We start from the raw sequence: 16,561 nt of genomic DNA, 5'->3' as shown, positions 1-16,561 counted from the left end.
TGAGTGTGCAGCAGAAATTCAAAGCCGTCAATATAAATTGATTGATTTATAAACAGATGCAAAGCGCTAACTTAACCGTGGTGCGCCTGAGTGAAAGCGCAATTCGTTGTCGTCGCTTTCAATCAGCGACTTTTCAACGCTTCCGAAGTGGGCGACACGCTCTGAAATATCGGTTTTAGCAATTTGCCCAGCAAGGGTAAGGTAATCTTCGAAGTGTCTGGCTTCTGAACGCAGCAGTGACACATAGAACTTGCCTAAATCTTCAGAAACATACGGCGCGAGTTTGGCAAAGCGTTCGCAGGAACGTGCTTCAATGTAGGCGCCACAAATGAGTTTGTCGACGAGCTTTTCCGGCTCATAAGTGCGTACGTGACGCAGCAAACCATTGGCATAACGACTGGATGTTACCGATTTATATTCGAACCCTAACTCGTGCATAATTTCTAGCACTTGGTAAAAATGGTGTAGCTCTTCTTTAATCAGCATAACCATTTTATCCAGCATATCTTTTTTAAACGTGTCTAGCCCATCGGTGTTAAACACATTTTTTGAAAGGTGCTTAGTATTTAGCGATTGCCAATCACCTTCATGGCGATAAGTAAAATCTTCATAAGGCTTCAACCAGCCCAGCAGTACCTTACTTGTTTCATCATCAGCCACATAGCGACGAAGCAGGTACATAGCCGACTGAGCCGCTTTAAGCTCGCAAATTAAATGATCGGTAAGGATAACCCTAAGGTTTTCTTCTTTCTGCGCTTCATCTATCCACGACTGTGGCGTCTCGCAATGTAAAAAGGCATTGACGGGTGAAAGTAGAGACGTGACTTCAGAGGAAGATATTACAGACATGTTGAAACTCAGTTTTAAGTGCTACGAATTTTCAGTTACATTTGAATTTGTCATACTTTCAACGGTAGTGTCGGCAAGGCAGTTGTCTGCGCTCTAGACTGAGGCTATCCAAATTCAATGCTTCTGAACTGAGCGCCGATTTTACTTGATACCCGCAAGCCCTTACAACTTAAAATCGAGACCTCTAAGTAACAAAATGAATTATCTTGCCCATCTTTTCTTAGCCCGCCCTACAGCCGATTCTCATTTCGGCAATTTACTCGGTGACTTCAGGCGAGGTGTTGATATAAGCAGATTTGGCAATGCAGTTCAGCTAGGTCTTAAAAATCACTACGAAGTCGATAGGTTCACCGATAGTCATACCAGTGTTTTGGCAGCGAAGGCGCTTTTTCATAAAAGTCGTCGGCGCTTTGCACCTGTAGCGCTGGATATCTACTTCGATCACTTGCTGATTAAACACTGGACGTCGTTTACAACACAGGGTTTTGACGTCTTCAGAGAACAAAGTTTCTCACTGTTAGAACAGCGATTGCCCACTATGCCAAGAACGATGCAGCACAGTGTCGGGCATATGATAACTCATGACTGGTTTGAGGGTTACGCTAAGGAAGAGGGCATTGTTAAAGCGATTGCTGTTGTCGCTAAGCGTATTCGTTTCCCCAACACGTTTCATCTTGCCGTGGATGATATCAATGCGAATCAAGGCGAGATTGAAGCGAGATTCTTGGAGTTTTTCCCTGAACTCATTACACATATTAGAAATAACGGCCCTGAGAATATTTGAAAGGCTTAACCGTGTTTCAGAAGTGTATCGAAGAAATTGGTAGTTTTGTCGTTCATTGCAAAGCTGTTCCGCGAACAGAGATATAGTAAAACGTGCAAAATAAAGACATGCCAAAAACGATAAGGTTAACGACACAAAAAGATAATTATGATGAATATTCAATCCTTAGTTCGAAATACATTGTCCCTGTTATTTAGTCTGGGTAACAATAAGTACAGCGCCAAATCGCATCCGACTTCAGCATGGTTAGTGGCAGCCTTGATTGTATCTGTAAGTCTACCTGCCTTTGCTTCAGCGCAAGAAGAAAGGTCATCTGCACATGCTCGTTCAATAAAAATTGATAGCAGTGTAGTGACAGAGCACGAAACTAAAATCCTTGGCAAGCGTGTAAAGTACAGCGCGACCACAGGTACTCAACCGGTTTGGAACAGTAAAGACGAAGCGGTCGCCACTTTGTTTTACACTTACTATCAGCGCACTGACGTAAAAGAAAATACTGAGCGCCCGCTTATTATTTCATTCAACGGTGGGCCAGGCTCTGCGTCGGTGTGGATGCATGTAGCTTATACAGGCCCTCGTATTTTAAATATTGACGATGAGGGGTATCCGGTTCAGCCCTATGGTGTTCAAACGAACCCTTACTCCATTTTGGATGTGGCTGACATTGTGTTTGTTAACCCAGTAAACACTGGGTATAGCCGAGTGTTGCCTAAAGCCGATGGCAGCATGCCGTCGCAAGATGAGCAGCAGAAAATGTTTTTCGGCGTAAACGCCGACATTAGCTATTTGGCAGACTGGGTGAATACTTTTGTAACGCGTAATAATCGCTGGCGTTCACCTAAATATCTTATCGGTGAAAGTTACGGCACTACGCGCGTTTCAGGGCTAGCATTGGAGCTTCAAAATCGTCAGTGGATGTACTTAAACGGCGTGGTACTAGTGTCGCCAACTGACATTGGTATAGAGCGAAATGGACCAGTTAAAGCTGCCAATCGACTGCCTTATTTTGCTGCAGCGGCGTGGTATCACAATAAGCTTGAACCAGAGTTGCAAAGCAAAGATCTCACCGAATTATTGCCTGAAGTTGAAGATTTCACCATTAATACGCTTGTCCCTGCTCTGGCCAAAGGGGGCTTCATTGGTGAAACAGAAAAGCGCGATGTGCTAAAAAAAATGGCGCGCTATTCTGGGCTAAGCGAAATGTCTATTGCGCAAAATAACTTAGACGTGACTACGGCCTTCTTCTGGAAAGACTTGCTGCGCGATGAAGGGAAGACGCTAGGTCGTTTAGACAGCCGCTATTTGGGTATAGATGCTAAGCAAAGCGGCGACCGCCCTGACTATTGGGCCGAGCTAACATCATGGCTGCATTCGTTCACGCCTGCCATTAACTACTATTTGCGCGAAGAACTAAATTATAAAACTGATATTAAGTACAACATGTTTGGAAACGTGCACCCATGGGATAGAAGCAATAATCAAACGGGTGAAAACCTGCGATTGGCTATGGCGCAAAATCCTTATCTGAATGTGATGATTCAAGCTGGCTATTACGACGGTGCTACGAACTACTTTGATGCCAAGTACACGATGTGGCAGCTCGATAAAAGTGGTAATTTAAAAGACCGTTTGAGTTTTAAGGGATATCGTAGCGGCCACATGATGTACCTGCGTCGCGACGACTTAAAACAGTCTAACCAAGACCTACGCGAGTTTATTAAAATGAGTACACCAGGCAAAGGCGTACCTGCTGAATACAAGCGCTAGTACATCTATAAAATGAAAGACATGGATGTCGGTTTTTTTTACATTTATTTAATAATAATCGTTTGGTTTTTTCTATGCTCTTGTATTTAAAGGTTAATTTATATTTGGCTCACACCTTGCTAAACACGGTGTGCTAAAGCAGCCTATTAAATAAATTCTAATTAACAATAATTACAAGGACGTATACATGCTAAAGTCTTCGCGTTTATCCTTATCCTTACTGGCGAGCGCAGCGCTAGCCTTTTCTATATCAAGCACTGCCGCTAATGCCTCTGTACTTCTTTCCGGTTGGGATGGTTCTACCGAAAGTGGTTTTGGTAATTTGGCGATGAATGGTAATGATGATGAGTCATCGGGCGCTATCGTATTTGATTCATTTGAATCGCTTTCCTTCGAAAGCGGCCTAAACTTTTTCGGTACTTCGTACGATAGATTCTTTATCAATAATAACGGTAACATTACGTTCAATAACCCTGTAGGTACATTCACTCCAGACGCGTTTCCTAACAACAACCAGCCTATGATCGCGCCATTTTGGGGTGATGTAGATACAAGCTGTGCAGAGTGTGGCGACGTGTTTATCGGTTCACCCAATGCAAACACGCTGGTAGTGACATGGAACGATGTTGGCTACTATGACCAAAACAGTAACCCTACTAACACATTTCAATTAGTGTTAATTGATAGGAATGACACTGGTGCAGGTAATTTTGACGTTGAGTTTCGATATGAAGACATCGGCTGGACTTCAGGTGACGCATCAGATGGTATACCGGCTCAGGCGGGTTATGACGCAGGTGACGGTGAGAACTTTTTCACTGTTCCAGGCTCTCGAACTGCCGCCATTGCTGACATAGATGAAAGTAACAGTAATACAGGCACGCCTGGTATCTGGAAGTTTGCTATTCGCGAAGGTGTGTTGCCAGGCGATAATCCTGAAAACCCTATTTTGCCAATAGTTAACCCAGAAACGCCGACTGACTACGAATTTGAATTCTCTATTGATGATCCTGACGAACTTGTTTTCATAGACCCAGACGTAGCAGTAGGTTACGACTATATCGTCAATAGCGGTCCCAATATCGCATCGGTGCTCTTACCAGAAGGTTTTGATGACAACTTGTTTGATTTGTTCCTTTGGGATAGTGTTCTAATGGATTGGTTCGATACGGGTACAGACATTGTTGGTGGCGAAGAATACAATTTTAACTCGCCTGTGGACCGCTTCAGAATAATGGGTATTGATATTTCCAATATGCTTGAACCCACGCCTGACGCATTTGTAACGGGTTTAACGTTCGATGGCTCTGGTGTCATTAACATGAACCAGAATGCAGTAACTGTATTTGTACCTGACTCAACACCAGTTCCTGCGCCCAGCACGCTATTTCTTATGCTAGGTGCGCTGTTTGGTACTACTTTTATGAGAAAGCGCAAGCAGTAAAATTGGCACTAAGAAGGGGAGCGTGAGCTCCCTATTTCTGCTAAGAGGTGAAAGTGAAATATTTAGTTATATTTAGTTCGATACTTGCGTCGTTTTCTTCATGGGCCGTTACAACGAGTGATTTTGGAAGTTGGAGTTTGTTGTGTAACGATTCATCGATATGTACGCTTAGTCAGCTTGTTGCCAAAGATAAAGAAGCAACAAAGGTATTATTGGGTGTCAATGTTGATTACTCTTATTCGCAAGATTTTCCAGTTTTAAAGATAAAGCTTCCAAAAAACACGCTAACAAAAAATGGGGTCGGAGTAAAAATTGATGAATTTGCGCCCTTACAAGTGCCTTTTTCTGGGTGCGATGAAAAGACCTGCCAAAGCATAATCAAAATTGATAGTGAGCTCTTAGCGCAAATGCATAACGGTGAAACCATGTTAGTTGCATTTCAGAAGTCTGAAAGCCAGCAGGTTACCTTACCCATATCGTTAGCAGGCTTTGACGAAGCATACGCGAAGCTTAATCAAAACGTTAAAACTGAACCTAATAGTCTTTAATTAGGTGAGTTTTAACATACGCCCGCTTTTTTGAGCTGCGCTAAACAATCCGCGCAGCGTTCTTTTAGCATGTCTCTAAATAGCCTTACTGCAGGCGTTATTGATTGGCGGCTTGGGCAAATTAGCCAAAGTTGTTTCGGTTTGGGCTGATATTCAGGCAATAAAGTAACGAGACGGCCTTTTACAACCTCTTCGCACGCATCTAAACCAGACTTAACGGCAACACCTTTCCCTGCAATGGCCCAACGCTTGACTATTTCTCCGTCGTTTGCGGTTCTGTTACCTTGCATTTTTATTTTTAACGGTTTGTCGTTGTGAAAAAACTCCCATTCGTTATAAACCTTGTCATGTAATTGATAAAAGAGCCCGTTGTGTGTTTGCAAGTCTTTAACGTCTTTCGGTTCACCGTGGGCGCTGAGGTAAGAAGGAGAGGCAACAAGTAGACTTGGCACGTCACAAATTTTAAAGCCGTATACATTCGCATCAGCGGGTGTACCGTAGCGTAAAGCTAAATCGACGGGATCGCGATAAAAGTCAATATTACTGTCGCTTAGATTGAGCTTAACAGTTATTTTTTCATGTAAATCCATAAAGTCATCAAGCCAAGGGGCAATTACATTTCGGCCTAAATCAGACGATAAACCTAGTCTAAGTTCTCCCTCAATTATGCCAGTATCGCCTTTTAAGTTCTGCTTGGCATTTGCCAGCATTGACATGGCTTCTTGACACGTTGGCAAGAACCTTTCACCCGCCGACGATAACCGCAATGACCGAGTAGTTCGTACAAACAATTCGGCGCCAAGAGTCTGTTCTACGCGCTTGACGGCAGCACTTGCCGTCGCGGTACGCATATTTAAATGGGTCGCTGCTGCAGTAATGTTTCTGAATTCAGCTACCTTTATTACTACGTTTAGGTCGTCGAGCAACATGGTTTTCAAAATTTAATTGATAATGTTTCTTTTATTGTGCTGTTTATAGAAATTTTATCAAGCGTATGATGCTGATATAACTTAAAGGAGAGACGAATGATGAAAGCGATTGGCTATACACGGTCACTTGATATTAATGAGCCTAATGCACTAATGGATATAGAGGTCGAAAAGCCCAGAGCTTCAGGTCGAGACTTGCTTGTAAAAATAAGTGCTATAGCGGTTAACCCTGTTGATTATAAAATTCGACAGCGTGTAAACCCAGAGGGGGGCGAACCTAAAATACTTGGCTGGGATGCAGTTGGTGAGGTGGTTGATATTGGTGCGGATGTATCTGAGTTTGTAGTAGGCGATAGGGTTTATTACGCTGGCGATCTAACCCGAGCTGGTTCAAACGCAGAATTTCAATTGGTTGACGAGCGTATTGTCGGTAAAGCACCTAAGTCTCTATCTGATAGCGATACTGCAGCTCTCCCGCTTACCACAATAACCGCTTACGAGTTACTATTTGATCATTTCGCACTTAAGCAAAAAAGTGAAAAAAACGACGACATCGTGCTTGTTGTCGGCGCCGCTGGCGGTGTGGGCTCTATAATGCTTCAGCTTCTCAAAACGCTTACGGGGGCAACCGTTATTGCTACTGCATCCCGTGAAAGCTCGAAAAAGTGGGTACAGGAACTAGGTGCAGACTATGTGGTTGACCACAGCAAACCTATGGCTGAGCAAATTAAAGCTTTAAACATTGGCGAAGTGACTCACGTTGCTAGTTTAAATAATACCCACCAATATATTGATACTTATGTAGAAGTTATGAAGCCTAGAGGTAAACTAGCGCTGATTGATGATCCAGAAATTTTGGATGTTTCAAAGCTTAAACATAAGAGCTTGTCGCTACACTGGGAGTTTATGTTCACCCGGTCTATGTTTGAAACCAACGATATGGCAGAGCAGAGCCGTCTTCTTACTCACGTAGCAGCCCTTATAGACGAGGGTAAAATAATGACTACAGTGGGCAAACATTTAGGGAAAATTAACGCTTCAAATCTTATACAAGCGCATAAGATACTTGAAGAGGGAAGTGCAATCGGCAAGCTTGTATTAGAGGGGTTTTAATCTTTATCTTTCCTTTAAAACAGCAGTTAATACGTTTTTTTCACAGCTAAACAAAAGGGAATTCGACACCTTGGCTTGGAAGCGAATAGTGCTCATAGCCAGGATGTCGAATTTTAGAAAACTTTCTAGGCTTTTTGTAAAAGTGACGACTCAAACAATGGTGTATTTCCTAAGTGATTGATAAATATTAATTTAGTTCATGGAATCTAACTTGCTGTAAGAGTGACACATTACATTGAAACAATGTGAAACGTGTCCAATCTTAAATGACAAGGAAAAATCATGGCTGAATCATTCAAATATGAAGGAAACAAGGGAAAAGGCGGCGAATTACATCAAAACGCGGGGGATGGTTATTCGACGATGACGACAGCCCAAGGCTGCCCTGTGCATGACGACCAGAACTCCCTGAAAGCTGGCGTACGTGGGCCAACAGCTTTGGAAGATCACGTAATGCGTGAAAAAATCTTCCATTTCGATCATGAACGTATCCCCGAACGGGTAGTCCACGCAAGAGGCTATGGTGCCCATGGTTACTTCGAAACGTACGAATCACTCGCTGACATAACATGCGCCGATATCTTTAAAGAGAAAGGCAAAAAGACCCCCGTATTCACTCGATTTTCTACTGTAGCCGGCAACCAGGGTTCTCCAGACCTTGCTCGTGATGTTCGAGGTTTCGCTGTTAAATTCTATACCCAAGAGGGCAATTGGGATTTGGTCGGCAACAACATTCCTGTTTTCTTCATTCAAGATGCTATTAAGTTTCCAGATTTAATTCACTCAGCCAAACAAGAGCCAGATCGAGGTTTTCCACAAGCGCAAACCGCGCACGATAATTTCTGGGATTTCGCAAGTTTAAGCCCAGAGTCTGTTCACATGCTTATGTGGGCCATGTCAGATCGTGCTATTCCGCGTTCATTCCGGTTTATGGAAGGTTTCGGTGTTCATACGTTTAAGCTCATTAATGAAAAAGGTGAGATGAAGTACGTTAAATTCCATTGGAAGCCAAAGCAGGGCCTTCAATCGGTTGTTTGGAATGAAGCGTTGAAAATAAATGGGGCTGATCCAGACTTTCATCGTAGAGATCTATGGAACGCTATTCTTGCAGGAGACTTCCCAGAATGGGAACTTGGTATGCAGATATTCGATCAAGAGTTTGCAGACAACTTTGAATTCGATGTTTTAGACGCTACAAAACTTATCCCTGAAGAGCAAGTACCCGTTAAAATTGTAGGTAAAATGGTACTTAATAAAGTAGTAGACAATTTTTTTGCCGAAACTGAACAAGTTGCATTTTGTACACAAAATATTGTACCCGGTATCGATTTTACTAACGATCCATTGTTGCAAGGGCGTAATTTTTCTTACCTTGATACACATCTAAAACGCTTAGGTAGTACCAATTTCACCCATCTACCGATAAACGCGCCTAAATGTCCTATGCGTCACTTCCAGCAAGACGGCCACATGGCAATGCACAATCCGAAAGGGCGCGTCAACTACGAACCAAATTCTTGGAAAGCAGATGAAGATAATTCGCGCGCGTGTCCTGCCCATGGATTCCAATCGCACAATGAAGAGGTTTCTGGTGAAAAAGTTAGACATCGCTCGGAAACTTTCGCCGACCATTACAGCCAAGCTCGTCAGTTTTACATTAGCCAAACTGAAACCGAAAAGGCGCATATTCGCGATGCATTCGCTTTTGAGCTATCCAAAGTTGAACGTTTAGCTATTCGTGAAAGAGTTGTTTCCCATCTGCTAAATGTTGATAAGGATCTAGCTAAAGCGGTTGCTGAAGCGCTAGGCTTTAGCGAAATGCCAGAGCCCGCAGAGGCTGCCATGGAAACTAGAGAAGATCTTGCTGAATCTGATGCGTTAAGTATTTTAAAGAATGCGCCTAATACATTTAAAGAAAGAAAACTGGGTATTTTAGTGAGTGATAACCTTGACGGTGAATTACTTGGCAATGTAAAAACCGCCTTAGATAATGAAGGCGCTATGTACGAAATTGTTGCACCGCAAATTGGCGGCGTTACTTGTGATAAGGGCAATTCAGTAGATGCTCAGCAGAAAGTCGATGGCGGACCGTCAGTATTATATGATGCAGTGCTATTATTGATGTCTAAGTCGGGAGCCGAAAAGTTAGCGGGCAAGCCTGAAGCGAAAGACTTTGTATCAGATGCGTTTGCCCACAACAAGTTTATAGGCTATACGGATGCTGCGTTGCCACTCATCAAGGCAGTTGGTTTAGATAGCATGATAGATGAAGGTTTTGTGGACCTTAAACAAAAGTCGGCAGACGAATTCATTAAGACATTACGTGATATGCGTTACTGGGCAAGATCTTAATCCTCATCCGTTGCTGTTTTTTAAAAAAAGAAGGGCGTTCTTTTGAGCGCCCTTTTCGTGCTGCTCGCTCTCTATAATCTACATCAACGTAGCGCCAAATAACGCCTTCACTTCTATTTAAGACAAATATTGCGGGTATAGGAAGAATACGCTATTCCCATTATTAAATGCCTCTAAGTTAAGCTGAAGGGCGTTACGCATATGCTTAAGTAAAATTTCTGGCTCTTTCCAGGCCACGCCATAGGTAGCAGCAACTTTCGCCCACCGAGCGGATAAGACAGTGAAAGGTAGCTGCTTTATCTGCTCCGCGCTTAAACTGCTGGCGGGACTTTTAGGGCTAACGGCGACAAGGCTGCCATTGCGACAGCCTCTACGTTCAACGGGCTAAAGCTTAACTAAAGTTCTGCCCGACAGTTTGCCTTTTAAAATGGCATCAATTTTTTGGCTAACGTCATCTAGCGAAACTTCTTCAGTTAAATCGTCTAGACACTCTAGTTTCCATTCACTGGCCAACTTATCCCAAAGTCTCAATCTAGGGGGCATGGGGCATTGCACAGAGTCGATACCTAGCAAAGACACGCCGCGTAAGATAAACGGAAATACACTTATATTAAGGTTGGCGGAAGCCGTTAGCCCGCAACATGTTACCGAGCCACCATATTGGGTTGCCTTAATAGCCTGCGCTAAGTATTCGCCACCTACAGTATCAACAGCGCCCGCGTATTGCTCTTTTAACATAGGGCGCTCTTTACTTTCTAACAGCTCATCGCGAGTTATTACTTTATTTGCGCCGAGGGTTTTCAAGAATGACTCGTGTTTCTTTTTGCCGGTACATGCCACTACAGAAAAGCCAGCTTTGGCAAGCAGCGCAACTGCCACCGATCCAACGCCACCCGTGGCGCCTGTGACTAAAATATCACCTTTATCTGGCGTTAAACCATGTTCAACTAACTCTTGTACTGATAATCCAGCTGTGAAGCCAGCAGTGCCAATAACCATAGACTCCCTTAACGTAAGACCATCTGGCTTAGGAACCGCCCATTCACTTGGTATTCTGATGTATTCACCAAAGCCTCCTGCGGTGTTCATGCCAAGGTCATAACCGGTAACTATAACTTCATCTCCTTCTTTAAACCGGCCGTCTTCACATGACACCACTGTGCCAGCCGCATCAATGCCAGGGGTGTGGGGAAAATTTCTACTAACACCAGGATTACCTGTCGCAGACAACGCATCTTTATAGTTGAGTGATGAATACTCAACCTTGATGAGTAGTGCGCCGTCTGGCAAATCATCGAGTGAACGCTCCGTGACGCCACGAGTAAATGATTTGTCTTCCTGTTTTTCTACAAGCAAAGCCTTAAACGATGTCATACCTGTCTCCGTTGGTCGAAAAGTTACGCTACCCATTGTGACGATATATAAACTTTGCGCAAGTATGCACTTTTTAGTAGGGTAGTACCCTAAAATATACTATTAAAGAGTATTGGGCTTTTTGCTTATGCGTTTTTGCAAAAGGCAAGCTGATATTAATGCAGCATTTTTGCTTGATTGAGCGGAGAGGGCGATATGGAAACAAATTCGAAAAGTGTAGAAACAGAGTCTTGCGGCACAGTTACTAAAGTCGAAGGGAACGCCTCGAATGCAAAACAGTGCTCTAGTGAAAGCGCAAACGACTCTAGGCAATACATTTGTGGTGTTGCGGTATCGCTTGAGATTATCGGGGGTAAATGGAAGGGCGTTATTTTGTGGCATCTCTGTCATAAAACACTACGTTTTAGTCAATTGCGAAGGCGTTTGCAGGGCGTTACTCAAAAAATGCTTACTCAGCAGTTAAGAGAGTTAGAGCGTGATGGTTTGGTCAACCGGAAGGTGTATGCTGAAGTGCCTCCTCGTGTGGAGTACTCACTTACTGAATTAGGTCGCACGTTAGAACCAACTCTACGACAGCTATGTGATTGGGGTAGGGCATACAATGATGACTACAGGTAATGCGTGCTAAATAAAATCATTTAAGCTGTTGATAATGGCGATGATGAGCAACGAATTAGATAAGGACGGCTAAGAACGGCGAGTACTGAGCAGACCAGCTGTACTCGCCTTAGTGGTCGTACTTTTTATGATTTAAGCGATTAACGAACCGATAGACAATATGCTTTCTTCGCCCTCGGCAACTGTTTTGATAGTCGCGTCCATTACGCTGAAATCTACGCATAGTGACGCTACATTGTTGCTATTTACCCAAGACAGTGTCAAAACATTATCGCTGTAATTTACGTCAAACGTACCATTAAAGGCATCGCTTTCGTTTCTTAGCGTAATTAGCTGCATTAAGCCTTTAACTACTGGTTTTTTAACTGCCTCTTCAACCATCGCGGTAGACAAATAAGGGCGGTTAATGTCACGACCCACATTCGTTTTTGCAAGCAGTTCCATATCGTTTTGTGCAGCCAATAAGCCGCCATAGTAAACTTGCGGTATACCTGGACTAAAGAACTGAATGGCGCGAGCAACTAAATAGGCGAAATCATCCTTACCCAACGCGTCATAATAGGTGCAGTTAACCTGGTAAAGGTCGACATTGTTCGCCGCAGCGCCCGTGGCTTTCTTAGATTCACCGTTAGAGTTTTCATGAATCTGCTCAACGAGTGCGTTAATCGCATCTGCTTCAAGAAGACCCGGTTTGTCACCACTTGCACCCACGTCAACAATACCAATGCCGTCGTGAGTATCAAGCACGGTAAAACAGTTACGAGGGGAAATAGAAAGCCAATGTGCTAGCGCTTCTGCATTTTTAGTAAACAGGGTATGTAGTACAAGCGGTGGTAGAGCAAAATCGTAGACACTGTCACAACGCGAGGCAATATCAATTTGCGTTTGATAATGGCTATGTATTTCTACCAAACACTGCATGCCCATGCTGCGAGCGCGGTTAGAAAGTTCTTCAATAAACTCAAAGGTTTCTTCAAGCATAAAGCAGTTGGAACCTGCACGTTTGATAGCATAACCTGCTGCATCTAAGCGAATAAGATCAACATTACTTTCGGTGAACGACTGAAGAATAGACGATAGATAGTCTTTGCCTAATTGTGACTCTACATCAATATCAATTTGATTCGAGGTAAAAGTTGTCCAGAATGGCACGATTTCAGGCTTACCAGTCTCTGTGCCAACTTCGTAATCGCTGAAAAATGGTGTTGGGCGAGGGCGGAACACTTGCGCAATTTGTTCATCGATTTGTGCCTGATCGTTGCCCTTAAAGATATCTTCCTTGGTTAAGAACAACGGCCAATAACCAGATTCGCGCCCGTTTTTTAGCACATCTTTAAACGCTTCACTTTGTCCCGACATATGGTTAACTATGAGATCAGCCATGATGTCGACCGATTCACCAAGCTTTTTGATGTTGTTCCAGTCGCCTAAACGCTCATCGACCGATGTATGATCAATAGGATCGAAACCCGCGTCTTCACCGTCGTAAGGATAATAGAAGGGAAGCACGTGAACACCCGTGAACAGGCCATTTAGCGGGCCTTGCAATATGCTTGTCAGGCTATCGATGTTGCCATCGCCTAGTCGGTCAGCATAGGTGATTAGTTGAACGCCATTGCGTATTGACATGATAATTCTCCAAAATTCAGCATGCGCTTGCTCGTACTTCTTTTGTATATCGCGAGCACACATTACTATGAATTAAGCACTACCAGCCTGGTAGGTTCACAATTAACCATGTAACGGGTTTAGCTTAATTCTTAACCTTCTATTTTTAACTGGCCAAACTAAGTGGATACACGAAAAATAAAAGACTTAATCGATTAAGTTAAAATAGCAGCAGAAAGGGTATTTGTAAATGAGAAGTTTCAAAAATGAGACCGCATGAGCTTATACATAGGTTTAGTGGGTGTGTTTTACGACCATACAGCGTACAGAGGGGGGACGCTCAGTTAATGGGGACGGAACAAAAGTAAGTTAAGTATGGGTATTGAGTTTAGTTTTGCGACCTAATGTCCGAAAATTCAACATTATTTAACGCGTCGAATTCTCGTTTCGCTTCCTTCCACTGAGCAAGCTTCTCGTAGTATACGTCCCAAATACATGGGCAACACGAACCTCCGCCACAACAGTCGTCTCTTAGTGGTTTCTCTGGTTCTTTGGGGAGCGAATTCATAGCACTTATCCTCGATTCCTTTGCTTCGAAATATTATTAGGCAAATGGAAGTAAACTTCATCTGGTGGTTTCATGTTACTCTCATCAAACGGACAAAACAAAAAGCCCTGTTGAAATACAGGGCTTTGGATGTTGTGTCGTGTTAGCTAGCTAAGTACTAACCAATTAAGCACTAATTAGATGGAAGCTCTTCCGACGCTTTATTACCATTTAGGTTTTCAGGTGTTGTTACAATAGGTTTAGGTTTTGCTGCATTGGCCTTGGTCAGTATGTCGCTGTTGCCTGTTACCAAATCATCTAATGTGCCCTTTTCCACATCGACCAAACCCACTTCACGCAACATAGAGTCCACCAGTGGGGCGTTAGCACGATAGCTTAGTGCGGCTTGCGTTACTTGTTCCGCTAAACCACTACCAGCAGTAGCAACGGTGTGATCGCCTTTCGCGCTACTACCTTGGCCGTAGCCTTGAAGAATTTTAATCCCTTCTATGTTTTCAAGTGGCTTAACGGCATGTGCCACAAGCTCAGGCAATATCTTGAGCATGGCAAGGGCTTTTTGCAGCTCAATCTGCTCAGTTTTGAGCGTATTCTCAGCCTCATAAAGCGCCTGCTTACCTTGTGCTTCAACTGCAAGCACTTTCTCATCAGCTTCAGCTTGAAGCATTTTTGCATCGGCTGCGGCCTTAGCTTCTGTAAGAATAGCAGCAGCAGAGTTTTCGGCTGCTTCTTTCTTAGCTTGTGCTTCTACGGTAATTCCCACAGCCTCACGCTCTGCCTCTTTACGCGCGTCGATAACTTCAATTTGTTTCTTACGCTCAGCTTCTGCCACCATTTTTGCTGTGGTTACTGCTTCCACTTTTTCTACTTTAGCTTTTTCCGCTTCAGCAGCTTTAGCGCGTGCGGCAGACTCTTCTTCAGACTTTGTTGCAACGGCAATTTGCTTAATTTGCTCGGAAACCTCAACTTCTTGCTGCTGACGAATGCGCGCTTGTTCTAGCGCCTGTCGCTTAGCAATTTCTTGGGTTTCAATTTCTCGTGATTTTTCAATTTCCGCAGCCTCAATAGCACGGTTTTTAGCAATCTCCGCTTCTCGCTCTTCCCGTTCTTTCATTTCGCGCTGTTTAGCAATTTCAGCTTTTTGTTCCTGACGTTTAAAGGCAAGAATTTGCTCTTGGGCTAAGCGTGCTTCTTCTTCATCGCGCTTTACTTCAAGCGACTGCTTTTCGGCTGCTAAATTACGCTGCTCAATAAAAATGCGGTTTTCTTGTTGAATATCGTTGGTTTCTTTGCGCTTTTCTTCAATGATCTTCGTTAATCGTGCACGCCCCTCGGCGTCGAATGCATTGTTTTCATTGAAAAACTGTAGATCGGTTTGGTCAAAACCAGTCAAGCTCACCGACTCTAACTCAAGACCGTTTTTTTCAAGGTCGTTAGCCACGCTTTGCTGAACTTTTTGTACAAAGTCAGCGCGCTGTTCATGCATTTCGGTCATGCTCATTTCAGCTGCTACCGCACGTAGTACGTCAACAAACTTAGACTCCATTAACTTCTTAACTTCTTCAGCGCGGGTGGTGCGCGTTCCTAGCGTTTGCGCGGCCATCGATATGCCATTGGCATTGGGTGCTACGCGCAAATAGAAGTCTGCCTTAACATCAACACGCATGCGGTCTTTTGTAATTAGCGCGTCTTTTTGAATTTTTTCCACTTCTATACGAAGGGTGTTCATGTTCACTGGAATAATTTCGTGAACAACGGGAAGCACAATAGCACCACCGTCTTTAATTACTTTTTCGCCACCTAACCCCGTTCTAACGAATGCCGTTTCCTTGGTGGCGCGAGTATAGAGTTTCGCAAAAACAAGGCCAATAACAATAAGCCCTACAACAATTACACCGGCAATAAAGAGTATTGACGGCAAGCTAGATGGTTGAATTGTATCCATACTTTTATCTCTTTTAAATTATTGGTAGCGGGTTGCTAACCAGCTGTGTTGATTTTTTTTAACTAAAATGACGCGCTCTCCCTGTGCGAAAAGCTCTTCTTCTTCAAAAGGCTCTACCAACACAAAATGAGGCTGTGAATAGTGATCGGTAAACTTCGCTTCGGCAGGGTTACCACGGCTCGCTCTTCCAATAGTAATTTCTGCCACTGAGCCAATAAAGTCATCGCTATTAACCGCGCTAGACTCTACGCTTGGCAAAAATCGGGAAATAATGCTCGCTGCTCTTGCAGTTACCAGCAGCGCCACAATTAAGGCGAGTGGCACAGAAGCACTAGCGGGTAGCGATACATTAAATAAACTGACCGTTACACCGTTTATTATCAGCCCTGACAGGCCAAAAAACGTGAGTAGAACAATCAGAAAAATAAGAAAGGGAACTTTATTAATGTTAAGCCAGTTGGCTAACGATGTGTTAAGAAAGCCTTCTCCGTCCACCTCAGCAAAATCGTCTCCCAAACCTACAAGACTTACACCAAAAACGGTACTGATTAGCTCTAAAATGAAAACAAAAAATACGGCGATTAGCGCAATGCTAAACCAAAAGTTTGCAGGAGAAAGAAGAACATCTGTCATTTACACCGTCCATGATGACTAACTTGCTTTTA

At 43.5% G+C, this 16,561-nt stretch carries 14 protein-coding genes; 7 read left to right on the top strand and 7 right to left on the bottom strand.

Annotated elements, in window-relative coordinates; all coding sequences use genetic code 11:
* Positions 1 to 66: 66 nt before the first annotated feature.
* Positions 67 to 849 (bottom strand): tRNA isopentenyl-2-thiomethyl-A-37 hydroxylase MiaE, encoded by a 783-nt coding sequence (miaE, locus tag V7R42_RS11720; RefSeq protein WP_334020401.1) that lies wholly within the window; start codon positions 847 to 849, stop codon positions 67 to 69.
* 196 nt (positions 850 to 1,045) lie between these two features.
* On the opposite strand from miaE, the gene V7R42_RS11715 reads away from it, so the two are divergent.
* The 4 genes from V7R42_RS11715 to V7R42_RS11700 all read left to right on the top strand — a co-directional run bounded on the left by V7R42_RS11715 (position 1,046) and on the right by V7R42_RS11700 (position 5,392).
* Positions 1,046 to 1,633, top strand: coding sequence for an acyl carrier protein phosphodiesterase (locus V7R42_RS11715; RefSeq protein ID WP_334020400.1), 588 nt, complete (start codon positions 1,046 to 1,048; stop codon positions 1,631 to 1,633).
* Between the two features lie 150 nt (positions 1,634 to 1,783).
* Positions 1,784 to 3,400 (top strand): S10 family peptidase, encoded by a 1,617-nt coding sequence (locus V7R42_RS11710; RefSeq protein WP_334020519.1) that lies wholly within the window; start codon positions 1,784 to 1,786, stop codon positions 3,398 to 3,400.
* A gap of 187 nt (positions 3,401 to 3,587) precedes the next feature.
* Positions 3,588 to 4,844, top strand: coding sequence for a nidogen-like domain-containing protein (locus V7R42_RS11705; protein ID WP_334020398.1), 1,257 nt, complete (start codon positions 3,588 to 3,590; stop codon positions 4,842 to 4,844).
* A 53-nt stretch (positions 4,845 to 4,897) separates the two neighbouring features.
* Positions 4,898 to 5,392 carry an invasion associated locus B family protein gene (locus V7R42_RS11700; protein WP_334020397.1) on the top strand — a complete coding sequence of 165 codons (495 nt, stop codon included), beginning with the start codon at positions 4,898 to 4,900 and terminating at the stop codon, positions 5,390 to 5,392.
* 11 nt (positions 5,393 to 5,403) lie between these two features.
* Here V7R42_RS11700 and V7R42_RS11695 read toward each other — a convergent pair whose 3' ends face one another.
* Positions 5,404 to 6,321 (bottom strand): LysR family transcriptional regulator, encoded by a 918-nt coding sequence (locus V7R42_RS11695; RefSeq protein ID WP_334020396.1) that lies wholly within the window; start codon positions 6,319 to 6,321, stop codon positions 5,404 to 5,406.
* Positions 6,322 to 6,420: 99 nt separating this feature from the next.
* Between V7R42_RS11695 and V7R42_RS11690 the strand changes: the two genes are divergently transcribed.
* Positions 6,421 to 7,434, top strand: coding sequence for a zinc-binding alcohol dehydrogenase family protein (locus tag V7R42_RS11690; RefSeq protein WP_334020518.1), 1,014 nt, complete (start codon positions 6,421 to 6,423; stop codon positions 7,432 to 7,434).
* Positions 7,435 to 7,716: 282 nt separating this feature from the next.
* On the top strand, positions 7,717 to 9,786 hold the full coding sequence (locus V7R42_RS11685) for a catalase (protein ID WP_334020395.1): 2,070 nt from the start codon (positions 7,717 to 7,719) through the stop codon (positions 9,784 to 9,786).
* 384 nt (positions 9,787 to 10,170) lie between these two features.
* On the opposite strand, the gene V7R42_RS11680 is transcribed toward V7R42_RS11685, so the two are convergent.
* Positions 10,171 to 11,160, bottom strand: coding sequence for a YhdH/YhfP family quinone oxidoreductase (locus V7R42_RS11680; RefSeq protein WP_334020394.1), 990 nt, complete (start codon positions 11,158 to 11,160; stop codon positions 10,171 to 10,173).
* A gap of 195 nt (positions 11,161 to 11,355) precedes the next feature.
* Between V7R42_RS11680 and V7R42_RS11675 the strand changes: the two genes are divergently transcribed.
* Positions 11,356 to 11,778, top strand: a complete 423-nt coding sequence (locus V7R42_RS11675) for a winged helix-turn-helix transcriptional regulator (protein WP_334020393.1) — start codon at positions 11,356 to 11,358, stop codon at positions 11,776 to 11,778.
* Between the two features lie 132 nt (positions 11,779 to 11,910).
* Here the strand turns inward: V7R42_RS11675 and gtfA are convergent, their stop codons facing one another.
* The 4 genes from gtfA to V7R42_RS11655 all read right to left on the bottom strand — a co-directional run bounded on the left by gtfA (position 11,911) and on the right by V7R42_RS11655 (position 16,529).
* Positions 11,911 to 13,407 (bottom strand): sucrose phosphorylase, encoded by a 1,497-nt coding sequence (gene gtfA / locus V7R42_RS11670; protein ID WP_334020392.1) that lies wholly within the window; start codon positions 13,405 to 13,407, stop codon positions 11,911 to 11,913.
* A gap of 367 nt (positions 13,408 to 13,774) precedes the next feature.
* The gene (locus tag V7R42_RS11665; RefSeq protein ID WP_334020391.1) at positions 13,775 to 13,954 is read right to left on the bottom strand and encodes an oxidoreductase-like domain-containing protein; all 180 of its coding nucleotides are present in this window, start codon (positions 13,952 to 13,954) and stop codon (positions 13,775 to 13,777) included.
* A gap of 172 nt (positions 13,955 to 14,126) precedes the next feature.
* Positions 14,127 to 15,896 (bottom strand): flotillin family protein, encoded by a 1,770-nt coding sequence (locus V7R42_RS11660; protein WP_334020390.1) that lies wholly within the window; start codon positions 15,894 to 15,896, stop codon positions 14,127 to 14,129.
* Positions 15,897 to 15,914: 18 nt separating this feature from the next.
* A complete protein-coding gene (locus tag V7R42_RS11655) occupies positions 15,915 to 16,529 on the bottom strand; it encodes an OB-fold-containig protein (RefSeq protein WP_334020389.1) in 615 nt (204 codons plus the stop codon).
* Positions 16,530 to 16,561: the final 32 nt, after the last annotated feature.

This window comes from Alteromonas sp. S015, from assembly GCF_036864485.1.
In the GTDB taxonomy this organism is placed as follows: domain Bacteria; phylum Pseudomonadota; class Gammaproteobacteria; order Enterobacterales; family Alteromonadaceae; genus Alteromonas.
This window is presented reverse-complemented; position numbering and strand designations above follow the sequence as displayed.